The sequence below is a fragment of the Flavobacterium sp. genome, assembly GCF_031381455.1.
GTDB lineage: Bacteria > Bacteroidota > Bacteroidia > Flavobacteriales > Flavobacteriaceae > Flavobacterium.
The window spans coordinates 11,720-34,705 of the sequence record NZ_JANMXZ010000037.1 but is presented as its reverse complement, the minus strand read 5'-3'; the positions used below and the strand labels follow the sequence as shown (position 1 = coordinate 34,705).

At 33.7% G+C, this 22,986-nt stretch carries 22 protein-coding genes and 1 other RNA gene; 12 read left to right on the top strand and 11 right to left on the bottom strand.

Annotation, left to right across the window (positions count from 1 at the left end; all coding sequences use genetic code 11):
- Positions 1-99: 99 nt before the first annotated feature.
- The 3 genes from RMN97_RS08625 (at position 100) to RMN97_RS08615 (ending at position 2,099) form a co-directional block, all read left to right on the top strand.
- Entirely contained in the window at positions 100-660 is a 561-nt protein-coding gene (locus tag RMN97_RS08625; RefSeq protein ID WP_309614114.1) for a porin family protein, read from the top strand.
- Between the two features lie 77 nt (positions 661-737).
- Positions 738-1,637 carry a site-specific tyrosine recombinase XerD gene (xerD, locus tag RMN97_RS08620; RefSeq protein WP_309614113.1) on the top strand — a complete coding sequence of 300 codons (900 nt, stop codon included), beginning with the start codon at positions 738-740 and terminating at the stop codon, positions 1,635-1,637.
- Between the two features lie 66 nt (positions 1,638-1,703).
- Positions 1,704-2,099 carry a response regulator gene (locus tag RMN97_RS08615; protein ID WP_309614112.1) on the top strand — a complete coding sequence of 132 codons (396 nt, stop codon included), beginning with the start codon at positions 1,704-1,706 and terminating at the stop codon, positions 2,097-2,099.
- A 51-nt stretch (positions 2,100-2,150) separates the two neighbouring features.
- Here RMN97_RS08615 and rny read toward each other — a convergent pair whose 3' ends face one another.
- From rny to RMN97_RS08595, 4 genes are all read right to left on the bottom strand, one after another.
- The gene (gene rny, locus RMN97_RS08610; protein WP_309614111.1) at positions 2,151-3,713 is read right to left on the bottom strand and encodes a ribonuclease Y; all 1,563 of its coding nucleotides are present in this window, start codon (positions 3,711-3,713) and stop codon (positions 2,151-2,153) included.
- Between the two features lie 49 nt (positions 3,714-3,762).
- Positions 3,763-3,869: non-coding RNA, 6S RNA (ssrS, locus tag RMN97_RS08605), on the bottom strand.
- A gap of 53 nt (positions 3,870-3,922) precedes the next feature.
- Positions 3,923-4,216: a cell division protein ZapA gene (locus tag RMN97_RS08600; RefSeq protein ID WP_136150536.1), complete on the bottom strand. Its 294-nt coding sequence runs from the start codon at positions 4,214-4,216 to the stop codon at positions 3,923-3,925.
- A gap of 4 nt (positions 4,217-4,220) precedes the next feature.
- The gene (locus RMN97_RS08595) at positions 4,221-4,511 is read right to left on the bottom strand and encodes a hypothetical protein (RefSeq protein ID WP_309614110.1); all 291 of its coding nucleotides are present in this window, start codon (positions 4,509-4,511) and stop codon (positions 4,221-4,223) included.
- A gap of 185 nt (positions 4,512-4,696) precedes the next feature.
- Here RMN97_RS08595 and RMN97_RS08590 point away from each other — a divergent pair, with 185 nt between their 5' ends.
- Genes RMN97_RS08590 through RMN97_RS08580 form a run of 3 tightly spaced genes read left to right on the top strand, consistent with a single transcriptional unit; the run spans position 4,697 to position 9,632 of the window.
- A complete protein-coding gene (locus RMN97_RS08590; protein ID WP_309614109.1) occupies positions 4,697-6,394 on the top strand; it encodes a M23 family metallopeptidase in 1,698 nt (565 codons plus the stop codon).
- A gap of 9 nt (positions 6,395-6,403) precedes the next feature.
- Complete coding sequence (locus RMN97_RS08585; protein ID WP_409024885.1) at positions 6,404-8,881, top strand: carboxypeptidase-like regulatory domain-containing protein; 2,478 nt, start codon at positions 6,404-6,406, stop codon at positions 8,879-8,881.
- Positions 8,882-8,918: 37 nt separating this feature from the next.
- Positions 8,919-9,632 carry a hypothetical protein gene (locus RMN97_RS08580; protein WP_309614108.1) on the top strand — a complete coding sequence of 238 codons (714 nt, stop codon included), beginning with the start codon at positions 8,919-8,921 and terminating at the stop codon, positions 9,630-9,632.
- 4 nt (positions 9,633-9,636) lie between these two features.
- Here RMN97_RS08580 and RMN97_RS08575 read toward each other — a convergent pair whose 3' ends face one another.
- Genes RMN97_RS08575 through RMN97_RS08550 form a run of 6 tightly spaced genes read right to left on the bottom strand, consistent with a single transcriptional unit; the run spans position 9,637 to position 15,425 of the window.
- The gene (locus RMN97_RS08575) at positions 9,637-9,816 is read right to left on the bottom strand and encodes a hypothetical protein (protein ID WP_309614107.1); all 180 of its coding nucleotides are present in this window, start codon (positions 9,814-9,816) and stop codon (positions 9,637-9,639) included.
- A gap of 15 nt (positions 9,817-9,831) precedes the next feature.
- Positions 9,832-11,661 (bottom strand): ABC transporter ATP-binding protein, encoded by a 1,830-nt coding sequence (locus RMN97_RS08570; RefSeq protein ID WP_309614106.1) that lies wholly within the window; start codon positions 11,659-11,661, stop codon positions 9,832-9,834.
- Positions 11,661-13,388 (bottom strand): phospho-sugar mutase, encoded by a 1,728-nt coding sequence (locus tag RMN97_RS08565; protein WP_309614105.1) that lies wholly within the window; start codon positions 13,386-13,388, stop codon positions 11,661-11,663. Before RMN97_RS08565 ends, RMN97_RS08570 begins: the two co-directional genes overlap by 1 nt.
- Before the next feature lie 4 nt (positions 13,389-13,392).
- A complete protein-coding gene (locus RMN97_RS08560) occupies positions 13,393-13,887 on the bottom strand; it encodes an ORF6N domain-containing protein (protein WP_309614104.1) in 495 nt (164 codons plus the stop codon).
- 44 nt (positions 13,888-13,931) lie between these two features.
- Positions 13,932-14,888 (bottom strand): glycosyltransferase family 2 protein, encoded by a 957-nt coding sequence (locus tag RMN97_RS08555; RefSeq protein ID WP_309614103.1) that lies wholly within the window; start codon positions 14,886-14,888, stop codon positions 13,932-13,934.
- Positions 14,889-15,425, bottom strand: a complete 537-nt coding sequence (locus RMN97_RS08550; protein WP_309614102.1) for a DUF4199 domain-containing protein — start codon at positions 15,423-15,425, stop codon at positions 14,889-14,891.
- A gap of 227 nt (positions 15,426-15,652) precedes the next feature.
- On the opposite strand from RMN97_RS08550, the gene RMN97_RS08545 reads away from it, so the two are divergent.
- The 3 genes from RMN97_RS08545 to mtaB all read left to right on the top strand — a co-directional run bounded on the left by RMN97_RS08545 (position 15,653) and on the right by mtaB (position 18,729).
- The gene (locus RMN97_RS08545) at positions 15,653-15,904 is read left to right on the top strand and encodes a type B 50S ribosomal protein L31 (protein WP_309614101.1); all 252 of its coding nucleotides are present in this window, start codon (positions 15,653-15,655) and stop codon (positions 15,902-15,904) included.
- Between the two features lie 154 nt (positions 15,905-16,058).
- Complete coding sequence (locus RMN97_RS08540) at positions 16,059-17,234, top strand: GlmU family protein (RefSeq protein WP_309614100.1); 1,176 nt, start codon at positions 16,059-16,061, stop codon at positions 17,232-17,234.
- A gap of 154 nt (positions 17,235-17,388) precedes the next feature.
- Positions 17,389-18,729 (top strand): tRNA (N(6)-L-threonylcarbamoyladenosine(37)-C(2))-methylthiotransferase MtaB, encoded by a 1,341-nt coding sequence (mtaB, locus tag RMN97_RS08535; protein ID WP_309614099.1) that lies wholly within the window; start codon positions 17,389-17,391, stop codon positions 18,727-18,729.
- A gap of 75 nt (positions 18,730-18,804) precedes the next feature.
- On the opposite strand, the gene RMN97_RS08530 is transcribed toward mtaB, so the two are convergent.
- Positions 18,805-19,116, bottom strand: coding sequence for an N-acetyltransferase (locus RMN97_RS08530; RefSeq protein ID WP_309614098.1), 312 nt, complete (start codon positions 19,114-19,116; stop codon positions 18,805-18,807).
- 69 nt (positions 19,117-19,185) lie between these two features.
- Here RMN97_RS08530 and RMN97_RS08525 point away from each other — a divergent pair, with 69 nt between their 5' ends.
- The 3 genes from RMN97_RS08525 to ilvD all read left to right on the top strand — a co-directional run bounded on the left by RMN97_RS08525 (position 19,186) and on the right by ilvD (position 22,949).
- Positions 19,186-19,851, top strand: a complete 666-nt coding sequence (locus RMN97_RS08525) for an alpha/beta hydrolase (RefSeq protein WP_309614097.1) — start codon at positions 19,186-19,188, stop codon at positions 19,849-19,851.
- A 62-nt stretch (positions 19,852-19,913) separates the two neighbouring features.
- Complete coding sequence (locus RMN97_RS08520) at positions 19,914-20,807, top strand: lytic transglycosylase domain-containing protein (RefSeq protein ID WP_309614096.1); 894 nt, start codon at positions 19,914-19,916, stop codon at positions 20,805-20,807.
- Between the two features lie 462 nt (positions 20,808-21,269).
- On the top strand, positions 21,270-22,949 hold the full coding sequence (gene ilvD, locus RMN97_RS08515) for a dihydroxy-acid dehydratase (RefSeq protein WP_309614095.1): 1,680 nt from the start codon (positions 21,270-21,272) through the stop codon (positions 22,947-22,949).
- Positions 22,950-22,986 lie beyond the last annotated feature (37 nt).

Sequence of the window (22,986 nt, the reverse complement as noted above, 5' to 3'; positions counted from 1 at the left end):
GCGCCATTGGCGCGGTTTTTTTATATACGGCAAATGCCTTATTTGTTTTTTCAATAAATTATGTTACATTTGTCTTACTAATTTTAAAATTAAACAAACATGAAAAAAATTATTTTAACAATTGCAGTAGTAATGGCTGCAACTTTTGCAAATGCGCAAGACAAAAAAGAAAGTGTTACTACTAAGGAAATTGTATTCGGTGTAAAAGGCGGTTATGCTAACACCAATTTTGCCGGTGATATCGATAATTTCGATGCGGCTTCAAATTTCTACATTGGTGGTTTAGTAGATTTTCACATATCAGAAAAATTCCACGTGCAACCGGAATTATTGTACTCTATGGAAGGAGCTGATAATGATGAAGCTAATTTAGATTTCATCAGAATTCCCGTTATGGCTAAATTCTTTGTAGGTGAAGGTTTTAATTTACAGGCTGGTCCAGAATTGGCATTTGTTGCCGGCGGAGGCGCTATTAAAGATGCCTTAAAATCTATGGATTTTGGTTTAGGTTTTGGTGCGGGTTATGAATTGTCATCAGGATTAATGTTTGATGCACGTTATAATTTAGGATTGTCAGATCTTAATGATGATACTACAGCTTTTGGTGATGCAAAAATCACTACTACATCTTTCCAAATTGGTTTAGGATACAGATTCTAATCCTCAAAAAAGTATTTAGGAAACCACGCAGCTAATGCGTGGTTTTTTTATGTCTTTACATTTCGTTACTTTGCGCTATGAACTGGAACAGTTATATCAAAAGTTTTCAATCCTATCTAAAAATTGAGCGAGGTTTGTCCAAAAACACCGTCGAAAATTACAGCTTTGATTTAGAGCGTTTGTCTAAATTTTTAATTGAAAATGAAATAGCTACTTCTCCGGAAAAAATAAATGAAGAAACAATTCAACAGTTTATATATGCTGTTTCTAAAGAAGTAAACGCTCGTTCCCAAGCCAGAATTATTTCAGGCTTAAAAAGCTTTTTCTCCTATCTCATTTTTGAAGATTATCGAACTGATAATCCAATGGAATTGATTGAAGCACCAAGATTAGGTAGAAAACTTCCCGATACATTATCGTTAGAAGATATCGACAATCTGATTGCAGCCATCGATTTATCCAAACCGGAAGGGGAACGAAACAGAGCCATGTTGGAAACCTTATACGGTTGCGGACTTCGGGTTTCTGAAATTACTACTTTAAAGATTTCGGATTTGTTTTTTGAAGAAGGTTTTATCAAAATTACAGGAAAAGGTAATAAACAGCGATTTGTTCCGATTGCCAAATCAACACAGAAGTATATTGAATTATATAAGAACTCAATCAGAACACATCTTGATATTGTCAAAGGGTTTGAAGACACGCTTTTTTTAAACCGAAGAGGAAAACAACTTACCCGAGCAATGGTCTTTACAATAGTAAAAGAATTAGCAGTCAAAATTAGTTTACAGAAAAATATTAGCCCGCATACTTTAAGACATTCATTTGCAACACACTTACTTGAAAACGGTGCCGATTTGCGTTCTATTCAAATGATGCTTGGGCACGAATCGATTACAACTACAGAAATTTATGTTCATTTAGACCGAAAACATTTAACACAAATTCTCAATAAATTTCACCCTAGAAAAAATTAGTTTGGGTATTAATTATCTATTTTTGTTTTTGTCAAAAAGAAACAACAAACCCAAATCTGTTTTAAAATGAAGTTTAACAACGTATTCGTAGTTGATGATGATAAAATATTCCATTTCATAATAAAAAAGTTACTTCTGAATAATAATATAAATGTATATCCTTCTTTTTTTGAAAATGGATTAGAAGCTATAGAAGGGATTAAAAGTAAATTGGAAAATGGCGAAACTCCGCCTGATTTAATTTTGTTAGATATCAATATGCCGGTTCTTGATGGTTGGCAATTTTTAGAAGAATTTAAATTATTAAAAAAATTCTTAAAGGAAGAGATTAGTATCTATATCATTAGTTCTTCAGATAATGCAGTAGATAGGAATAAAGCTAAAGAGTTTGAAGATGATATAAAAAATTATTACTTAAAACCCATGACAATTGAATGTTTAAATTCAATTTTTGCCATATAAAAAGGCGGTCTGTTTGTAAACGAGACCGCCTTTTTTTATTAATTATAATTTCTACTTCGCAATATTTACTGCTCTGGTTTCACGAATTACGGTAATCTTAACTTGACCAGGATAAGTCATTTCTGTTTGAATTTTTTGCGAAATCTCAAAAGAAAGACTGGCTGCATTTTCATCGCTTACTTTTTCGCTTTCAACAATGACACGAAGTTCTCGTCCGGCCTGAATAGCATAAGCGTTTTTAACTCCGTTGAATCCAAATGCAATATTTTCTAAATCTTTTAATCTTTGAATGTATGAATCCAAAACCTGACGTCTTGCGCCTGGTCTTGCGCCAGAAATGGCATCACAAACTTGTATAATTGGAGAGATTAAATATTTCATTTCAATCTCATCGTGGTGAGCACCGATGGCGTTGCAAACTTCTTCTTTTTCACCAAATTTTTCTGCCCATTGCATTCCTAATAATGCGTGTGGTAAATCACTTTCCGCATCAGGCACTTTTCCGATATCGTGAAGTAAACCGGCACGTTTCGCTAATTTTACATTCAAACCTAATTCAGCTGCCATGATTCCACAAAGTTTAGAAACTTCGCGCGAGTGTTGTAATAAATTTTGTCCGTAAGACGAACGGTATTTCATTCTTCCCACGACTTTAATTAACTCTGGATGTAAGCCGTGAATTCCTAGATCTATTACGGTACGTTTTCCAACTTCAATGATTTCATCATCAATTTGTTTGGTTGTTTTAGCGACAACTTCTTCAATTCGAGCTGGGTGAATTCTGCCGTCAGTTACTAATTTGTGTAATGATAGACGAGCAATTTCTCTTCTCACAGGATCAAAACATGATAGGATAATAGCTTCCGGCGTATCGTCCACAATGATTTCAACTCCGGTTGCTGCTTCAAGCGCACGGATGTTTCTTCCTTCACGACCAATGATTCTTCCTTTAACATCATCCGATTCAATATTGAAAACAGAAACACAATTCTCAACGGCTTCTTCTGTTCCAACACGTTGAATGGTGTTTATGATGACTTTTTTAGCTTCTTGTTGTGCTGTTAATTTTGCTTCTTCAATAGTGTCCTGAATATGCGACATGGCTTTAGTTTTGGCTTCCGCTTTTAGGCTTTCCACCAATTGTTCTCTGGCATCTTCGGCAGAAAGACCTGAGATAACTTCAAGTTGTTGCACCTGACTTTTATGAAGCTTTTCAAGCTCTTGTTGCTTCCTGTCTAACAACTCAATTTTAGAATTGTATTCCGTTGTTTTTGCTTCGTAATCGTCGTTTACTTTTTTAGCTTTTGCTAATTCACTTGAAACTTGCGACTCTTTGTCACGCGTTCTTTTTTCTATTTCGGCAATTCTTTTGTCTTTATTCAAAATCTCTTGTTCATGTTCTGATTTTAATTCTAAAAACTTTTCTTTTGCTTGCAATAACTTGTCTTTCTTGATATTCTCACCTTCAAGATTGGCATCTTTTAAAATTGATGCTGCTTCTTTTTTGGCATTTTTAACCATATTGGAGATATTACTTTTTTCGAGGAATTTTGCAATTCCAAAACCTCCAGCAATTCCCGCTATAAGCGCAATTATAATTAGTATTGTTTCCATTTTTTGTTTTAGTTTATATATAAAAAAAGCCTACATTAGGTGAATGCATAAACTCGAAAAGACAAGTTTTGAGCTAACTCGTTGGTCAAGGATCCGCGATATAGCGGCATGCTTTAGTAACGACGATTTGCTCATTCTAATTTGTTAGTGTTGAGTTTACCAATTAAAATCTAATGTAGGCGGTATTGTAATCCTATGTGATAAGAACGTTATTTTTTTTCGAGATAGTCGAATAATAAATCATTTATTTTTTTCAATCGTTCAAGATCTTTACTGTCAATAGAACTGTCAACTTGTTTTTGTTCTACTTGCGAAGCAAACTGTAAAGCACACATGGCCAATACATCTTGTTTGTCGCGAACAGCATAGTTTTCCTCGAATTGCTTAATCATCGCATCAATTTTTTTGGAAGCACTTCGCAGCCCTTCTTCCTGAGACAAGTCAACCGTTAACGGATAAACTCTATCTGCAATTGATAACTTTATTTTAAGCTTTTCATCCATGTTTTTAGTCTGATAACTGAGCAATACAGTAATCTATCTCTCGGATTAATGAATTTATTTTAAGCTTTGTATCTCGTTTATTTTCTTCACCGCCTAATAATGAATTAGCCATTTTGAGTGATTCGCATTCCGATTTCAAAGCGGCAATCTCTTCCGATTGCTTTTGAATCACCGCAGCAGCTTTATCTAATTCCTCTTTGATTGAAACAGAACCTTGCTCTAAACTATTAATTTTAGTAAAAAGTTTAGCTACTCTATTTTCAACAGAATCAATTATTTCTGCAATTTCACTCATGAAATATTTTATTCATTACTTACTTCACAAAGTTAGGATTCTATTTTGTTTTCGCAATATTTTTGCCAATTATTTATCGCTATTTTGAGATGAAATTATAATAAATTGTTTTTTAAGGAGTTATAAAAAGCAGTTCTCTTGTAAATTTTTACGTACTTTTCATTATCTTAGCAAAAACAAGTTTTATGAGAATTTTTTGTTTTGTTTTTTTATTTTCAATTTTCGCCTTTGGACAAACTCAATATCCAAAAGATTATTTTCGTTCACCACTCGATATTCCAATACAGCTTTCGGGGAATTTTGGTGAACTGCGCTCCAATCATATTCATTCAGGCTTTGATTGTAAAACCCAACAAAAAGAAGGTTTAAAGATTTACGCTGTTGCCGATGGATATGTTTCCAGAATAAAAATTTCAGAAGTTGGTTATGGAAAAGCCATTTATATTTCGCATCCAAATGGTTACACTACTGTTTATGGTCATTTGCAATCGGGTTACGGAGAAATCGAAAAAGCCATTAAGAAAGAACAATATAAAGCAAAATCTTATGAGATTGATGTGCCTTTAAATCCAAATGATTTAGTGGTGAAAAAAGGAGATATTATCGCTATTTCCGGAAATACAGGCGGTTCCGATGGACCACATTTGCATTTTGAGATTCGGGATACGCAATCAGAAAAAATTATAAATCCGTTGTATTTTGGATTTGACACGGTTATAAGCGATACAAAACGTCCGGCAATAAACAGTTTGTGGGTTTATCCTTTGGATGAAAACAGTATTGTAAATGAATCGAAAAGACCAATTTCGGTAAATTTATCATTGCAGGAAGATGGAAGTTATATAGCGGAAAAAATTTCAGCGACAGGAAAAATCGGTTTCGGAATGACAACTTTTGATTATGATGATGTTTCCTGGAATTCTAATGGAATTTTTAGAGTGCAGACTTTTCTCAATGGGAAAACCGACTTTGGATATCAATTTGACACATTTGCATTTGATGAAACACGATTTGTCAATCTTTTGATTGATTACAAACGATACAAAAATCTCGGACAACGTGTTCAAAAACTGTTTATGGAAACACCGTATCCATTAAGCATTATAAAACCGGGTTCAAATAACGGGATCATTTCAGTTTCGAGTAATATAACACAGTCGTATCGCATTGAAGTTGCTGATTTCAGCGAAAATATCGCCAAAATTTATATTCCCATTCAATATTCAGCATTGCCTGCAAAAGTTGCCGAAGTGCCCAATACGTCTAAATATTTTGTAAAAGCCAAAAAAGAAAATATTTTTTTTCTCGAAAATGTTACAGTCAATTTCCCGGCGAATACTTTCTATGATGATTTTTATATGAATTTTGAAGTAAATAAAGGAAACTTAAAACTTCACGAAGATAGTGTGCCAGCATTTACAAACTTTTCAATCACTTTTGACGACAGTATTGCGCCTCAAAAAGACAGAGAAAAAATGTTTATCGGGTTGGTTTACGAAAAAAAAATCAGCTATTACAATACTAAACGCTATAAAAACTCGTTTACTATCTATACCAAATATTTGGGCGAATACAAGCTCATAAAAGATGGTAAACCACCTAAAATAAAATCGTACAAGCACATTGGTGGGAAATGGATTAGTAATATAAACGAATTGAAATTCACCATTTCAGATGAGTTATCTGGAATTAAAAGTTATGATGGTTATTTGAATGGGAAATGGATTTTGCTGGAATATGAACCCAAAACCAAAAAGCTCATTCATCGTTTTTCGGATGGCATTGTTGACGAAGGTAAAAACGATTTAAAAGTAGTCATAACTGATAATGTTGGAAATTCTACTATCTTTGAAACACAATTTTTTAGAAGTCAAAAACCTTAACGCTATAATTTGAAAACGATTAAATTACTTTTTACGCTCCTATTTTTTACAATAAGTATCATTGCATTTGCACAAAATCAAACCGCTAAAGTTGCCGGAATTGTGCTTGATGAAAACAGTAAACCTGTTGAAGGTGTTAATGTAAATTACCAAACAAAAACTGTCAATACAGATGCAAATGGTTTCTACGAAATAACCGTTCCCGCAAATCAAAAAGCAGTATTGGTTTATACTCATACTGCATTAAAAAGTATTACTGCAACCTTTCAGTTAAAACCTGGTGAGAATTTCGAATATCATGTTGTGATGACCGATAAAGCGGAGCAATTAAATGATGTAGTCATTACAAGCAGCAGAAGAAGAGTGCAAGGAATTACGTCGATTGAACCGGAAACCATTAGAAGAAACCCGAGTGCGAATGCCGGAATTGAAAGCGTTTTAAAAACGTTTGCAGGTGTAAATTCCAATAGCGAATTGAGCACAACCTATTCAGTTCGTGGCGGGAATTATGATGAGAATTTAGTTTATGTAAACGAAATTGAAGTCTATCGTCCGTTTTTAATTCGTTCAGGGCAACAGGAAGGATTGAGTTTTACCAATACTGATATGGTTCAGAATGTTGATTTTTCAGCTGGAGGATTTCAGGCAAAATATGGAGACAAATTATCTTCCGTTTTGGATATCACCTACAGAAAACCAACCAAGTATGGAATTGCCGCTGAAGCCAGTTTCCTTGGCGGAAGCTTAACCGGCGAAGGCATTTCTAAAAATAAAAAATGGTCAGCCATTACCGGAATTCGATACCGTGACAATTCACTTTTGGTAAACAGTCAGGAAACATCAACGAATTACAGACCAACATATGCCGATGTTCAAACGAATGTAAATTTCAATCCAAATGCAAAATGGCAGTTCAGTTTTCTTGGTAATGTTTCCCAAAACAAATACAATTACCAACCATTGACACGTCAGACCAATTTTGGAACTATAGATGAACCAATTGCCTTGCAAGTCTTTTATGAAGGTCAGGAAAAAGATAAATACCAAACACTTTTTGGAGCATTAAAAACCAATTATGTTGCCAATGAAAATAATACTTTCAGACTTATAGGTTCTGTTTATCATACGCAGGAACAAGAATATTTTGATATTTATGCCGCTTACTTTTTAGGCGAAGTGGACACGAACATTGGTTCAGAAACTTTGGGGGAAGTAACTTTTAATCGAGGCATTGGAACACAATTAAACCATGCCCGAAACGATTTGGATGCTTTAATCGTTAATGCGGAAATAAAAGGAACACACCAGTTAAACGACAAAAAACATCAAATAGATTGGGGTTTTAAATATACTCGTGAAAACATTCGAGACCGAATAGTAGAGTGGGAAGTTATTGATTCTGCTGGGTTTTCTATAAATCCACCACAATTAGATTTTCCAAATCAACAACCTTACAATCCTTATGTTGGTCCGTTGGTTCCGTATCAGAATGTTAGAGCTACTAATTTTGTTGACATCGATAGATTTTCCGGATTTGCACAATGGAACACCAAAACTAAAATTGGAGAAAGCCAATTCTGGGTTACCGCTGGTTCTCGTTTTCATAGTTGGTTAGTTTCTGGTGATGGCATTTCTGGTGCAAAAAGACAAACAGTTTTCAGTCCAAGAGCACAATTTGCATTAAAACCCGATTGGGATAAAGATATGTTATTCAGATTGTCTGTTGGATATTATCATCAGCCGCCATTTTATCGTGAGTTGAGAGATTCATTGGGAATTGTTAGACCGAATGTGAAAGCACAACAATCCATTCATTTTGTGTTGAGCAATGATTATAATTTCAAAATGAATAATCGTCCGTTCAAATTAGTTACTGAAGCCTATTATAAAACGATGACTGATGTGAACAGTTATACTTTGGAAAATGTCAGGATTCGGTATCGTGCGAATAATGATGCTGTAGCATATGCCTATGGTTTGGATATGAGATTGAACGGAGAATTCGTTCCTGGAACGGAATCATGGTTGAGTTTTGGTTATATGAAAACCGAGGAAAACATTAGCAACAAAGGCTATATTGCCCGACCAACTGATCAACGATTGAAATTTGGAATTCTATTCCAGGATTATATGCCTAATATTCCGAATATGAAATTGTACATGAATTTGGTTTATAATACTGGCTTACCAGGTGGTTCGCCTTCTTATGCCGATTCCTACCAATACCAAAGTCGTTTGCGTGATTATCGTCGTGCTGATGTTGGGTTTTCCTATGTCCTGACCGAAAGAAACAACGAAAGACCAGACGGACATTGGTTAAAGAAATGGAAAGATTTGTCGGTTGGATTTGAAATTTACAACTTGTTCAACAATCAGAATGCTATAACCAACACTTGGGTTCGCGATGTGTATACCAAAAATCAATACGGAATTCCAAACTATATGACAACGCGGGTTTTCAATGTTAAACTGACAGCGAGATTGTAGAAATAATTCACTAATTTTGAGAATCAAATTTATGAAAATGAAAAATCACTTTCTCTATATTGCTTTGGTCTTTGTTGGACTTTTTGTAAGCTGCAAAAAAGAAGAAGCCGAAAAGCCCAAAGTTACTTACGAATCAACTTCAAAAGTAAAACCTCAAGTCGTTGTTGATACCAATCAAATTGAAGTCGCCGATTTGCCAATCAACATGGAGGGAACGAACTTTTTAATTCATCCAATTGGTGTCATGTCGGGTAAAGGAAAAGGAATTAAATCTTCTTATGATTCGGAGCAAAGTTTTACGGTTTCTAATTATGGTGAATACCAAATTACAGGTTATTTGAAGAATTTGAAGTTTCAGGAAATAGGGAAGGATACCATTTATACTTTAACAGACAAGCAAATTTTAATTGAAACGGCTACTTATTTAAAGACTTTTGCAGATAAAAGCAAACAACAATTATTGGTCTATTCTATGGCTGATATGGATACTAACAAAGACGGAAAGTTAGACAGCAACGATATAAAATCGTTGTACATAAGCACGATTTCAGGTCAAAAATTTACTAAGCTTTCTGTTGATTTTCAAGAATTAATTGATTGGAAAATCATCGAATCAAAAAATATTCTTTACTTCAGAACTATTGAAGATACTAATAAAAACGGCGAATTTGATGCAGAAGACAGTGTGCAATATCAATTCGTGAATTTATTGGATAAAGAGTGGAAAGTAATTAGTTATAAGCCGATTTAAACCTTTAAAATGCTTTTGGGAATCGCATGGAATATTGTCCAACCTGAAACGCAAGCATAATCCAAACAACAATGAAGGTGCTTAACCAGTGTGTTACTCTTGCTTCCCCAAAAAATTCCTCAGCAATGAATATTGAAGCTACAAATACGATTAAAAACAGCATTCCAAAGTATTCTCTTTTCATAAAATAGGTTTTAAATTAATCAAACGATTGCATCGAAACCAATCTAGAATAGGTTCCGTTTTTGGCTAAAAGTTCTTCGTGATTTCCTTTTTCTACAATTTTTCCTTTTTGCATCACTACAATGAAATCCGCTTTTTGAATGGTTGAAAGTCGGTGCGCAATAACAATTGATGTTCTGTTTTGCATCATGTTTTCCAAAGCAATTTGTACCAATCGTTCGCTTTCCGTATCCAAAGCTGAAGTAGCTTCGTCCAAAATCATAATAGGTGGATTTTTCAAAACGGCACGAGCAATAGACAAACGTTGTTTTTGTCCACCGGAAAGTTTATTTCCGCTGTCGCCAATGTTAGTATAGATTCCTTTCGGTAACTCTTTTACAAATTCATAAGCGTTGGCAATTTTCAAAGCAGCAATGACTTCATCGTCAGTGGCATCTAATTTTCCTAATGAAATATTCGATTTAATTGTATCGTTGAATAATATTGAATCTTGTGTTACTAATCCCATCAAGTTGCGAAGCGAATGCAAATCAATGTTTTTGATGTCAACATTGTCAATCATTATTCGACCTTCATTAACGTCATAAAAACGGGTCAATAAATTAGCAATTGTACTTTTTCCACTTCCGGATTGACCAACTAGTGCCACTGTTTTCCCTTTTGGAACGTGAAGCGAAAAGTCCTTCAATACATTTTCTTCGTGATATCTGAAGTTGATGTTTTCTATAGAAATTCCAGTTTCAAAAGTGTTTTTATCAACAGCATTTGGTTTGGATGTAATGGTATTTTCTTCTTCCATCAAAGTGAAAACTCTTTCGGCTGCAGCCAAACCTGTTTTAACTTGATACGATGCTTTCGAAATGTTTTTGGCTGGAGTCAAAATGGTGTAAGCCAAAGCAATATAACCAATAAAAGCAGTGCTTGCCAACGATTTATCAACTAAAACCATATAGCCTCCATAATATAAAAGTACAGCAATGGTTAGTATTCCCAGAAATTCACTCATAGGTGATGCCAGGTTACTTTTGTTCCCAATACTATTGGATAATTGTTGCAGTTTTTTTACCGAAGAATTAAATTTTGAAATAAAAAGATTTTCTGCATTATAACTTTTTACGACTTTCATTCCAGCTAAAGTTTCATCTAAAATTGAGATGAAATAACCCGTTTCTTGCTGCGCTCGTGTTGATTTTGCTTTTAAATTTTTCCCAATTCTTGAAATAATTAAACCTGAAATTGGAATAAAAATAAATACAAAAAGCGTCAATTTTGTACTAATAGCCAACATTGCCACAATTGAAAATAGGATAGTCAAAGGTTCACGAACAACTAATTCTAACACCTGGAAAAAGGAGTTTTGAACTTCATTTATATCCCCAAGCATTCTTGACATGACGTCTCCTTTTCGTGCATCAGAATAATAGGAAACAGGAAGATGAATAATTTTTTGATATAACTTTTCACGCAAGTCTTTTAAAACGCCGGTTCTCAATCGGGTTACATGAAATGAGGCAAGATAATTAAAAATGTTTTTCAGTAAAAAAATCACAATTACAATGGATACTACAAGTAAAAGTGCATATTCTTCACCTCTTTCTGTTGATAATTTCGTGATATAATAATTCAATAAATCTTCTCCATATTTACCCAAATAGCCAATGCCTTTATACGTTGGATGGACTGTTACTTGTTCCGTTTCTTTAAAAAGAACTTTCAAAGTTGGAATTATAGAAACCATTCCCAGTGTTGAAAATAAGGCATAAAATATATTGAATACAATATTTAAAACTACATTCTTCTTATACTTTAAGGCAAAAGGAAGTATTTTTTTGAGATTATTATCCATTAGTTCAGTTGCATTTCTGAAATTATGTTTGCAATTTTAGTATCCAAAAATGCTTCAGCTGCCAAAATTTCATCCACATTTTCAATAGCAGTATTTACACTAAAATAGAATTTTATTTTTGGTTCAGTTCCACTTGGACGTGCGCAAATTTTAGAGCCGTCTTCTAAATAATAAATCAACACATCCGATTTTGGAATGAATAAGGTTTCAGTTTCATTGGTTAAAAGATTTCTCGCTGTCGAGTTTTGATAATCTTCAACCATGATTACACGTTGTCCGTTTATTTCGGAAACTGGATTTTCACGCATGTCAACCATCATTTGCTTGATTTCGTTTGCGCCTTCCATTCCTTTTTTGGTAATCGAAATTAAATGTTCTTTATAGAATCCAAAGTCGACATACATTTGTTCCAATTCTTTGTAAACGGAACTTCCTTTTTCTTTTGCTTGAGCCGCAATCTCACACATTAGTAAAATAGCACCAACAGCATCTTTATCGCGAACAGCATCACCAACCATATAGCCGAAACTTTCTTCGCCACCGCCAATAAATTTAAGTTCAGGAAAATCTCTGATAAACTTTGCAATCCATTTGAAACCAGTTAATCCTACTTTACATTCTACATTATATGCAGAAGCTAATTCTAACATCATTGGTGTTGAAACTATAGTTGAACCGATGAATTGTTTGCCATCAATTTTTCCTGCTTTTTTCCATTGTTCCAAAAGATAATGCGTCATAACAACCATCGTTTGATTTCCGTTTAACAACTGCATTTCGCCTTTGTTATTTCTAACGGCAACACCAAGACGGTCACTATCCGGATCAGTTCCAAAAACGATATCGGCATTTATTTTATCTGCCAAAGCTAAGGCCATTGTCAATGCTTCCGGTTCTTCAGGATTTGGAGAAATAACGGTTGGAAAATTGCCGTCTGGTATTTCTTGTTCAGGAACAATATTTACATCAGTATAACCTGCTTTTTCTAATACTTTCGGAACCATTTTAATAGAAGTTCCGTGTAACGATGTATAAGCAATTTTTAAATTTTTTCGGGCTTCCACCGAAGTGTTAAAACTTGCATTGTCAACAGTTGATTTGGCGAAAGCTTCATCTACGGCAACATCAATATATTCAATCAGATTTTCGTTAGCGTCAAATTTGATTTCGCTGTATTTTAAGTTTTCAATTACCTGAACAATTTCAGCATCATTTGGTGGAACTATTTGCCCACCATCTTGCCAATACACTTTGTATCCATTGTATTCCGGTGGATTGTGAGAAGCTGTTAAAACAATTCCGGCATGACAATTTAAATGTCTGACTGCGAAAGATAATTCCGGAGTTGGTCGCATTTCTGAAAACAAATACACCTGAATTCCGTTTGCCGAAAAAACATCAGCAACAACTTTCGCCAAAGTATCGCTGTTATGTCGACAATCATAAGCAATAGCGACTTTTAGTTGTTCACCAGGAAATGATTTTTTTAAATAATCGGATAAACCTTGAGTGTTTTTTCCAAGTGTGTATTTGTTAATGCGATTGGTTCCAACCCCCATTATTCCGCGCATTCCACCTGTTCCAAACTCTAAATTTTTATAGAAGCTTTCTTCTAGATTTTTTGGAGAAGAAGTCATCATTTCTGTGATTTCGTCTTGCGTTTTTTGGTCAAATGTCGGCGTAAGCCATTCGTTTACTTTATCTAATATGTTTTTTTCGATTTGCATGATCTTATTTTTTGTAACCTATTTTATTTCTTTCAGTTTTTGGATTTTTATCCTTGTCAACTAAGTAATTCAGAGCTTTGTAAATATCGGGAAATTGACTTTCTATTTCTTCAATTCTAGTTTTAAGTTCAGCGTAAGTTAAAGAAAACTGCCTAATGATAACAAAAGCTCTAATAATAGAAATATTGATTTCGATTGCCTTTTCACTATTCAAAACACTGGAAAGCATTGCAATTCCTTGTTCTGTGAAAGCAAAAGGTAAATATTTAGAATGTTGGCCTCGTCCTTTCTTTAAGGTCACAATTTGTGATCTTAAAGAATTCATTTCAATTTCAGAAAGTTCAAACATAAAATCCAAGGGAAAGCGATTAGCGTTTCTTCGAACAGCTTGTTTTAAAATCCTGGTTTCAACATTATAAAGCAATGCCAAATCAAAATCAAGCATGACTTTATTTCCGCGTATTTCAAATATTTTATTTTGAATAACTTCTAATTCCATTCTTTTAAAATGTTTGAGGTCGCAATTTGCGTCCTCAAGTTTAACTAAAAATTCACTTCTTTAGAAATTTTATAGCGTTCTTCGTTGTTCTTTGTTCTTAAAATTATTTCACCCAAAAATCCGGCTAAGAATAGTTGAGAGCCAATAATCATAGCTGTTAAGGCGATATAGAAAAGGGGATTTTCGGTTACTAAAACAGTATGAAAACCTGAATATAGTTTAACTAATTTTAAAATTATTATAAATCCGGTAGATATAAATCCAATTAAAAACATCAAAACACCGCCTGCTCCAAAAAGATGCATCGGACGTTTACCGTATTTGGATAAAAACCAAATGGTTATCAAATCCAGGAAACCATTTATAAAACGGCTCATACCAAATTTTGATTCGCCATATTTTCGGGCTTGATGGATGACTATTTTTTCTCCGATTTTTCCAAAGCCAGCGTTTTTGGCTAAAACCGGAATGTAACGATGCATTTCGCCCGAAACTTCTATGTTTTTGATAACGATATTTTTATAGGCTTTTAATCCGCAGTTGAAATCATTTAATTTAACTCCGGAAGTTTTTCTGGCAGCCCAATTAAATAATTTGGAAGGTAAATTTTTACCAACAACCGAATCATAGCGTTTCTTTTTCCAACCCGAAACTAAATCATAGTTTTGGTTCAAAACCATATTATATAAATCAGGAATTTCTTCCGGACTATCTTGCAAATCCGCGTCCATTGTAATGATTACGTCGCCTTTGGCTTTGGCAAAACCGGCATGCAAGGCTTGTGATTTGCCAAAATTTGTGAGGAAACGAATTCCTTTTACGTTCTGATTTTCTTTTGAAAGCTGTTCAATAATTTGCCACGACTCATCCGAACTACCATCATCTATAAAAATTACTTCATAGGAATAATTGTGGGTTGTCATTACTTTGACAATCCATTGGTGTAATTCGGGTAAAGATTCCTGTTCGTTAAGAAGTGGAATTATTATAGATAAATTCATTTATAATCCTTGTGATGAAGGTGATTTAGATTTGAAAATAGCAGCCAAAATTAAACCAAAAATGGCAACAATAATATAGACAAACAATAACCCCATAAATATATTTCCTAAAGAATAATTATCGGCTTTTTGCAATTCGGCTATGGTTTGATTTAGTGCTTCTTTTGGTGTCCCAAATTTTTCCATCATTTCAACAGTATATTTGATGGTCATTTCTTTTAGTGTTTCTTTGACTTGAGGATCAATGAAATTAAATAAAACATAATTGTATAGAGCAGAAATAGTGCTTCCAAGTGCTCCAGCAATAAAATAAACAGAAAAAGCATCTTTAAAACTGATGTTATTATCTAGCTGTTTTTTTGTTTTCGAAACTAAAACAACGCCAATCACAATATTTAAAATAAGGCTAATTCCTCCAAGCCACCAACTCATAAACAACTTTATATCTACAACATAAATAAGAGTTGTAGATGCAACTGAGATTAGGCCTAAAATTGCGCCATACGTTAAACCGTTTTTCTTAATAATTTCGTTCATAATGTTTAGGTTTTGATTAGTTAACAAATATAGTAATTCCGTAATTACTTTTCAGTAAGTGCAAAACAATTAAAAAAAGTTTACCTATTGGTTTGATTTTTAAAAAATAGTTGTATTTTTGCAGACGCTAAATTAAAAAAAGAACAATAAAAGCTGTAGCTAGTTTATACCTTTCAAAAAGAAAGCTTCAAAACAAACTACTTCATAACAATAAAAAAGATTTACAAATGAAACAAGGAATTCACCCGGAAAATTACAGATTAGTTGCTTTTAAAGACATGTCAAACGATAACGTTTTTATCACTAAATCAACAGTAGAAACAAAAGAAACAATCACGCACGAAGGTGTTGAATATCCAGTTTTCAAAATGGAGATTTCCAGAACTTCTCATCCTTTTTACACAGGTAAATCTAAACTTATCGATACAGCAGGACGTATTGATAAATTCAAAACTAAATACGCTAAGCACTCAAAATAAGAGTTCAAGTATTCAAATTTTTATAAAACCATTCTCCAAAAGAGAGTGGTTTTTTTATGGAATAAACTTTGTAACTTTGGCTTTCGTAAGTACGGACAATGCACAAGTACGGACAAGTCGCGACTTGTCCCTCCAAAAAAAATATAAAATAAACATGAACTACATACTTTTTGACGGAACAGTTCGCAATGCTTTATTGCCTTTCACCTTCACAAGACCAGTTGCCGATATTCGCATCGGGATTTTGACCATTCGTGAAAAATGGGAGAAATATTTAGGATACACCACAACAACTTTAACCGAAGAATATCTTTCCGAAAAGTTTCCAATGGTAGAAATGGAAGACAACGTTATGATTAATGCTTCTTTCCTTCCAAATGACATTCTTTCTGAAATGGTTAAAAGTTTAGAAAAGAATCAAGCTATTTTTCAAGGTGATGAAGTCATCGCTTTTTATACGAATGATACGCAGGAAGAAGTTGATTTTGATAGTTATGAAATAATTGAATTTAGCGAAGAATGCTTGACCGTGCAACATACTTGGGATATTTTTGCCAAAAATGATGCAGCGCTGCGCGAAGATTTTGAGTTGATTACCGAAGGTAGACATTCACAACCCATTCCAAAAAGTGTCAATGTACTTTCTCCTGAAAATATATTTATTGAAGAAGGAGCAAAACTGGATTTTGTGACTTTAAATGCTTCAACCGGGCCAATCTATATTGGTAAAAATGCTGAAATCATGGAAGGTTCTGTTATACGCGGACCATTTGCTTTGGGCGAATCGGGTAGAGTTAAGTTGGCTTCCAAAGTTTATGGTGCTACAACTGTTGGGCCACATTCCGTAATTGGTGGTGAAGTAAGTAATTCAGTTTTAATGGGTTATTCTAATAAAGGACACGATGGTTTTTTAGGGAATTCCGTTTTAGGCGAATGGTGTAATATTGGAGCAGACAGCAATAATTCAAATCTGAAAAATAACTACGAAGAAGTGCGTTTGTGGAGTTATGAAACCGAAGGTTTTGCCCGAACGGGTTTACAATTCTGCGGATTAATGATGGGAGATCACAGCAAATGTGGCATCAATACGATGTTCAATACAGGAACTGTGGTTGGAGTTTCCGCTAATATTTTTGGTTCTGGTTTTCCAAGAAACTTTGTGCCAAGTTATTCATGGGGCGGAGCTGCAGGATTCACAACTTACTTAACTTCCAAAGCGTTTCAAACTGCTAAAATTGTTATGGCACGTCGTCAGGTAGAATTTTCAGATGAAGATGCTAAAATCCTGGAACACGTTTTTGAAATCACAAAAAAATACAGAAAAGAATAGTTTCTTTTAATTTTATTTAACCGCAAATTCACAAATTAAATAATCAATTTGCGAATTTGCGGTCTTTTATTTTTAACAGCTTTATTAATAGAAATTTAGTTTGTATTTTTGCGTTCTCAATTTTTGACAACGATTTCATTAATTGAATTGAATTATGGAACAAAAAAAGAAAGTTGCCTTTTATACTTTAGGCTGCAAATTAAATTTCTCCGAAACGTCTACCATTGCGAGAAATTTTCAGGACGAAGGTTTTGACCGCGTCGATTTTGAAGAAGTTGCCGATATTTATGTTATCAATACATGTTCTGTAACTGAAAATGCCGATAAACAATTCAAACAAGTAGTAAGAAAAGCCATGAAGCTCAACGACAAAGCATTCGTTGCTGCCGTTGGTTGTTATGCACAATTAAAACCGGAAGAATTAGCTGCTGTTGACGGCGTTGATTTGGTTTTGGGCGCTACTGAAAAATTCAAAATCACCGATTATATTAATGATTTGTCCAAAAATGATATGGGCGAAGTGCATTCGTGCGAAATTGAAGAAGCCGATTTCTACGTTGGAAGTTATTCCCTTGGCGATAGAACGCGTGCATTTTTGAAAGTTCAGGATGGCTGTGATTATAAATGTACTTACTGTACGATTCCGTTAGCCAGAGGAATTTCTCGAAGTGATGCTTTGGAAAATGTGTTGAAAAACGCTTCTGATATTTCGAAACAGGGAATTAAAGAAATTGTGCTAACCGGAGTAAATATTGGTGATTACGGAAAAGGCGAATTCGGAAATAAAAAACACGAGCATACTTTTCTGGATTTAGTTCAGGCTTTGGATGAAGTCGAAGGTATTGAAAGACTCCGAATCTCTTCTATCGAGCCAAATCTTTTGAAAAACGAAACCATTGAATTTGTTTCGCAAAGCCGAACATTTGTGCCGCATTTTCATATTCCATTACAATCTGGAAGTAACGAGATTTTGAAGAAAATGAAGCGACGTTATTTACGTGAAGTTTATACAGAGCGAGTAAATAAAATCCGTGAAGTAATGCCTCATGCCTGCATTGGAGTAGATGTTATTGTTGGTTTTCCTGGTGAAACTGATGAAAACTTTTTGGAAACGTATAATTTCCTAAACGAAATGGATATTTCGTATTTGCACGTTTTCACTTATTCGGAAAGAGACAACACAGAAGCTGCTGAAATGGATGGTGTTGTTCCGATGAATGTGAGAAATAAAAGAAGTAAAATGCTTCGTGGATTATCGGTTAAGAAACGTCGTGCTTTTTATGAAAGTCAGATTGGAACGAATCGAACGGTACTTTTTGAAGGCGAAAACAAAGAAGGATATATTCATGGGTTTACTGAAAATTACGTGAAAGTAAAAATACCATGGAATCCGGATTTGGTAAACACACTTCACGAAATCAGTTTGTCTAGAATAGACGAAGACGGAAGCGTAAGGTTAAAATTCCAAAATGAAAAATCCCAAATTCCAGTATAGTTGAAGTTTGGGATTTAAAATTACTTTTTGATATTTATTTGGAATTTGTATTTTCCGTATTGTATTTTTTAAAATTTATATTTTAATTCCAGGAGGAAGTAAATCTCTGTAACAAATATTCTTTCTGAAGAAAAGTGCAATTTTTGGTAAAATAGGAACCACTTTTAACTTGCGCTCATAAGCAATTTCCATAATGTTCTTCAGCAAATCATTGATAAATTCTTCATTGTTGAAACCTTCAAAAACATTTATTCGTGTTAGGAATATCTTCTTCTCTTGAAATGAATATTCTACAGAAATTAATTTTCCATCTACCAAAGTCTCAAATTGACGTGCAAAGGTGTTGTCCTTAATTTCAATTTTTTCTAAAATTACTGTCGCTTCCATAAATCAAGTAAATAAAAAGGATTATTTTTATGCAAAGTTACTAATAATTAACCGGTTTCGAGTTAAAAAATGACTAAAATTCATGTTTATTTTATGCCTGGAATGGCTGCCAGTTCAAGTATTTTTGAGCGAATTCATTTACCAACTGATATTTTTGAAGTGCATTTATTAGAATGGGTTTTACCCAATAAAAATGAATCGCTGAAAGAGTACGCGAAGCGAATGGCAAAAAACATAAAACATGAAAATGTTATTTTAGTTGGTGTTTCCTTTGGCGGTATTTTGGTTCAGGAAATGAAGCCATTTATTAATCCCAAAAAGGTAATTATTATTTCAAGTGTAAAATCAAATGCAGAATTACCAAGGCGAATGAAAATTGCTAAAACTACTAAAGCATACAAACTTATTCCAACAAAACTATTTGAAAACATTGAGCTTTTAGCCAAATTCACCTTTGGTTCATCCATTTTAAAGCAAAAATTTAAACTCTATGAAAAGTTTCTTTCCGTTCGGGATAAAGTATATTTAGATTGGGCAATTGAGCAAATAATCAATTGGGATCGAACAGAAATTGACAATGAAATTATCCATATTCATGGCGATGCTGATGAAGTTTTTCCGATAATACAAATTAAAAATTGCATCCAAGTAAAGGGTGGAACTCATATTATGATTATAACAAAATACAAATGGTTTAACGAAAATTTACCTAAAATTATGTTAGAAAATGGGTGATGTTGTACTGATTTTTGTAGTTTTACCAATATAAATGATTGAGAAAATTAAATCCTACAGTTATGAAAACGAATAAAGCCCTATTATCGACATTCGTAGTAATTTTGATTTCCGGAATACTGATTTTTGGAATAGCAGGAGACAACAAAGAAAAATTATTACGCGAAGGCACTCCAATGTATTTTCCAACTGCTGTTGACTTTGCAGGAGAGCCTGCACCACTGCAAATAAGTGACGTTAGAGAACGATTAGACAGAGAATTACTTATCAATGCTAATTTAGACGCAACTACAGTATTAATAATACGAAGAGCTAACCGAGCTTTCCCTATTATTGAACCAATCTTGCAAAAGTATGGTGTGCCTGATGATTTTAAATATCTAGCCGTAATCGAAAGTGGTCTCGTAAACGCTACTTCTCCTTCGGGAGCGAAAGGAGTTTGGCAATTTATGCCAGATACTGCCAAAGAAAAAGGAATGGAAGTTAACGAACTTGTGGATGAGCGCTACCATTTAGAAAAATCTACCGAAGCAGCTTGTAAATATTTATTGACCGCCAAAGAAAAATTCGGTTCCTGGACATTGGCTGCAGCATCTTATAATGGAGGAATGACTGGAGTTGGTAAAAAAATTGACGAACAAAAAGTTTCGAATTACTACGATTTAGGTTTGACCGAGGAAACTTCACGTTATGTTTTTAGAATTTTAGCACTTAAGGAAATAATGAAAAACCCTGCTGTTTATGGGTTTAGTATTTATGAAAGTGATTTGTACTCTCGAATTCCTTCTAAAAAAATAGAAGTAGACAGCACTATAAGCGATTTAGCAAATTTCGCCAAAATACAAGGCATCAATTATAAAATTTTAAAAATCCACAATCCCTGGCTACGCGATAAAAAACTGCTTAATCCATTCAAGAAAAAATACGAAATAGAAATACCACTTTCAGGTTATTAATTTGCAGATATAATATTATTTAAGATTATAAATTTTTAATTAAATTATTACATATTTGATAAAATGAGTTTATAAATTCAAAAAATAAAAAAAATGTATTCAAATACAAACATTATTAACATTGTCTCTATCATTATCATTCCACAATTTGGATAGGAGATTTTGTTAGTTGCAAACATAAAGACCTCCAAAATTATTTAGGAGGTCTTTTTATTTAATACAATTTTGATAAAAACCTTTTGTAAATGACATTTATTCTAAATTTAGAAGGAAAATGAAGTTAATATTTAAGTAATTGACATCGTAAAAAAATAAATTTAAAATTATGAATATCAATCAATTAACCTAATAAAAAATTAATCGGATACTGTAAAAAAATTAAATAATGATATTATAAAAATACTTTTCAATTATAAATTTACTGAGCTCAAAGCAAGAAGAATTAAAAGAAACAAATTACTAATGGAATTAAATAAATACAGTAAAACCGTAACTCAAGATCCAACTCAACCTGCAGCTCAAGCGATGTTATATGGGATTGGTTTGAATGATACTCAATTGGCTCAGCCATTCATTGGGATTGCATCAATGGGTTATGATGGAAATACGTGTAATATGCACCTCAATCATTTGGCTTCTTACATCAAAGTTGAAGTAAATGAAAATGAAATGGTCGGATTGATTTTTAATACTATCGGAATTAGCGACGGTATCACTAACGGAACAGATGGAATGCGTTATTCCTTAGTAAGTCGTGAAATAATTGCAGATAGTATTGAAAGTGTGGTTGCAGGACATTATTATGACGGTGTTATTGCCGTTCCGGGTTGTGATAAAAATATGCCAGGAGCAATTATTGCAATGGGAAGATTGAATAGGCCATCAATTATGGTATATGGCGGAACCATTGCTCCGGGAAAATACCAAGGAAAAGATTTGAACATCGTTTCAGCCTTCGAAGCTTTAGGTGAAAAAATAGCCGGAAAAATATCCGAAGAAGAATTTAGGGGAATTATTAAAAATTCCTGTCCAGGAGCTGGTGCTTGTGGTGGAATGTATACTGCAAATACAATGGCAATCGCAATTGAAGCTCTCGGAATGAGCTTGCCTTATTCGAGCTCTAATCCTGCAGTAAGTCATGAAAAAATTGAAGAATGTAAGCAAACTGCTTATTATATAAAACTATTGTTAGAAAAAAATATTTGCCCAAAAGACATCATGACTTTTGAGGCTTTTGAAAATGCACTTACAACCTTAATTGCACTTGGTGGTAGCACCAATGCAGTATTGCATATGATTGCAATGGCAAAAAGCGTTGGCATTAAAATTACGATCGATGATTTTCAAAGAATTAGTGATAAAACCCCTTTGATAGCCGATTTTAAACCAGGCGGAAATTATTTAATGCAAAATCTCCACGAAAAAGGCGGTGTACCAATGGTATTAAAATACCTTTTAAGTAAAGGAATGCTTCATGGAAATTGTATCACCGTAACCGGAAAAACATTAGCAGAAAATTTAAAAAATATAAAGGATATTGATTTTGAAGACCAAAACATTATTCGCCCAATTGAAAAACCAATTAAGGAAACAGGGCATATTCAAATACTTTACGGAAATCTAGCAATCAAAGGCTCTGTTGCAAAAATTACTGGAAAAGAAGGTGAAAAATTTACTGGTCCAGCTAGAGTATTTGATGGCGAAAAAGAATTAATCCAAGGAATTGAGGATAAAAAAATTAAAGTTGGTGATGTTGTTGTCATCCGATATGTTGGCCCAAAAGGTGGTCCCGGAATGCCAGAAATGCTAAAACCAACCTCTGCCTTAATTGGTGCTGGATTGGGAAAAAGTGTTGCCTTAATTACCGATGGAAGATTTAGTGGAGGAACACATGGTTTTGTTGTTGGACATATTGCACCAGAAGCTTTTGACGGAGGTACAATAGCATTAGTAAATGATGAAGATACTATAGAAATTGATGCCGTTAATAACACAATACATCTTAAAGTAACTGATTCAGAATTGGCAGAAAGACGAAAAAAATTAATAATTCCTGCACTAAAAGTCACAAACGGAGTACTTTATAAATACGTAAAATTGGTTAAAGATGCTTCAGAAGGTTGTGTAACCGATGAAGAGTAAATATATAGATTTCCTGTAAGGTTTCTAAAACCTTGTA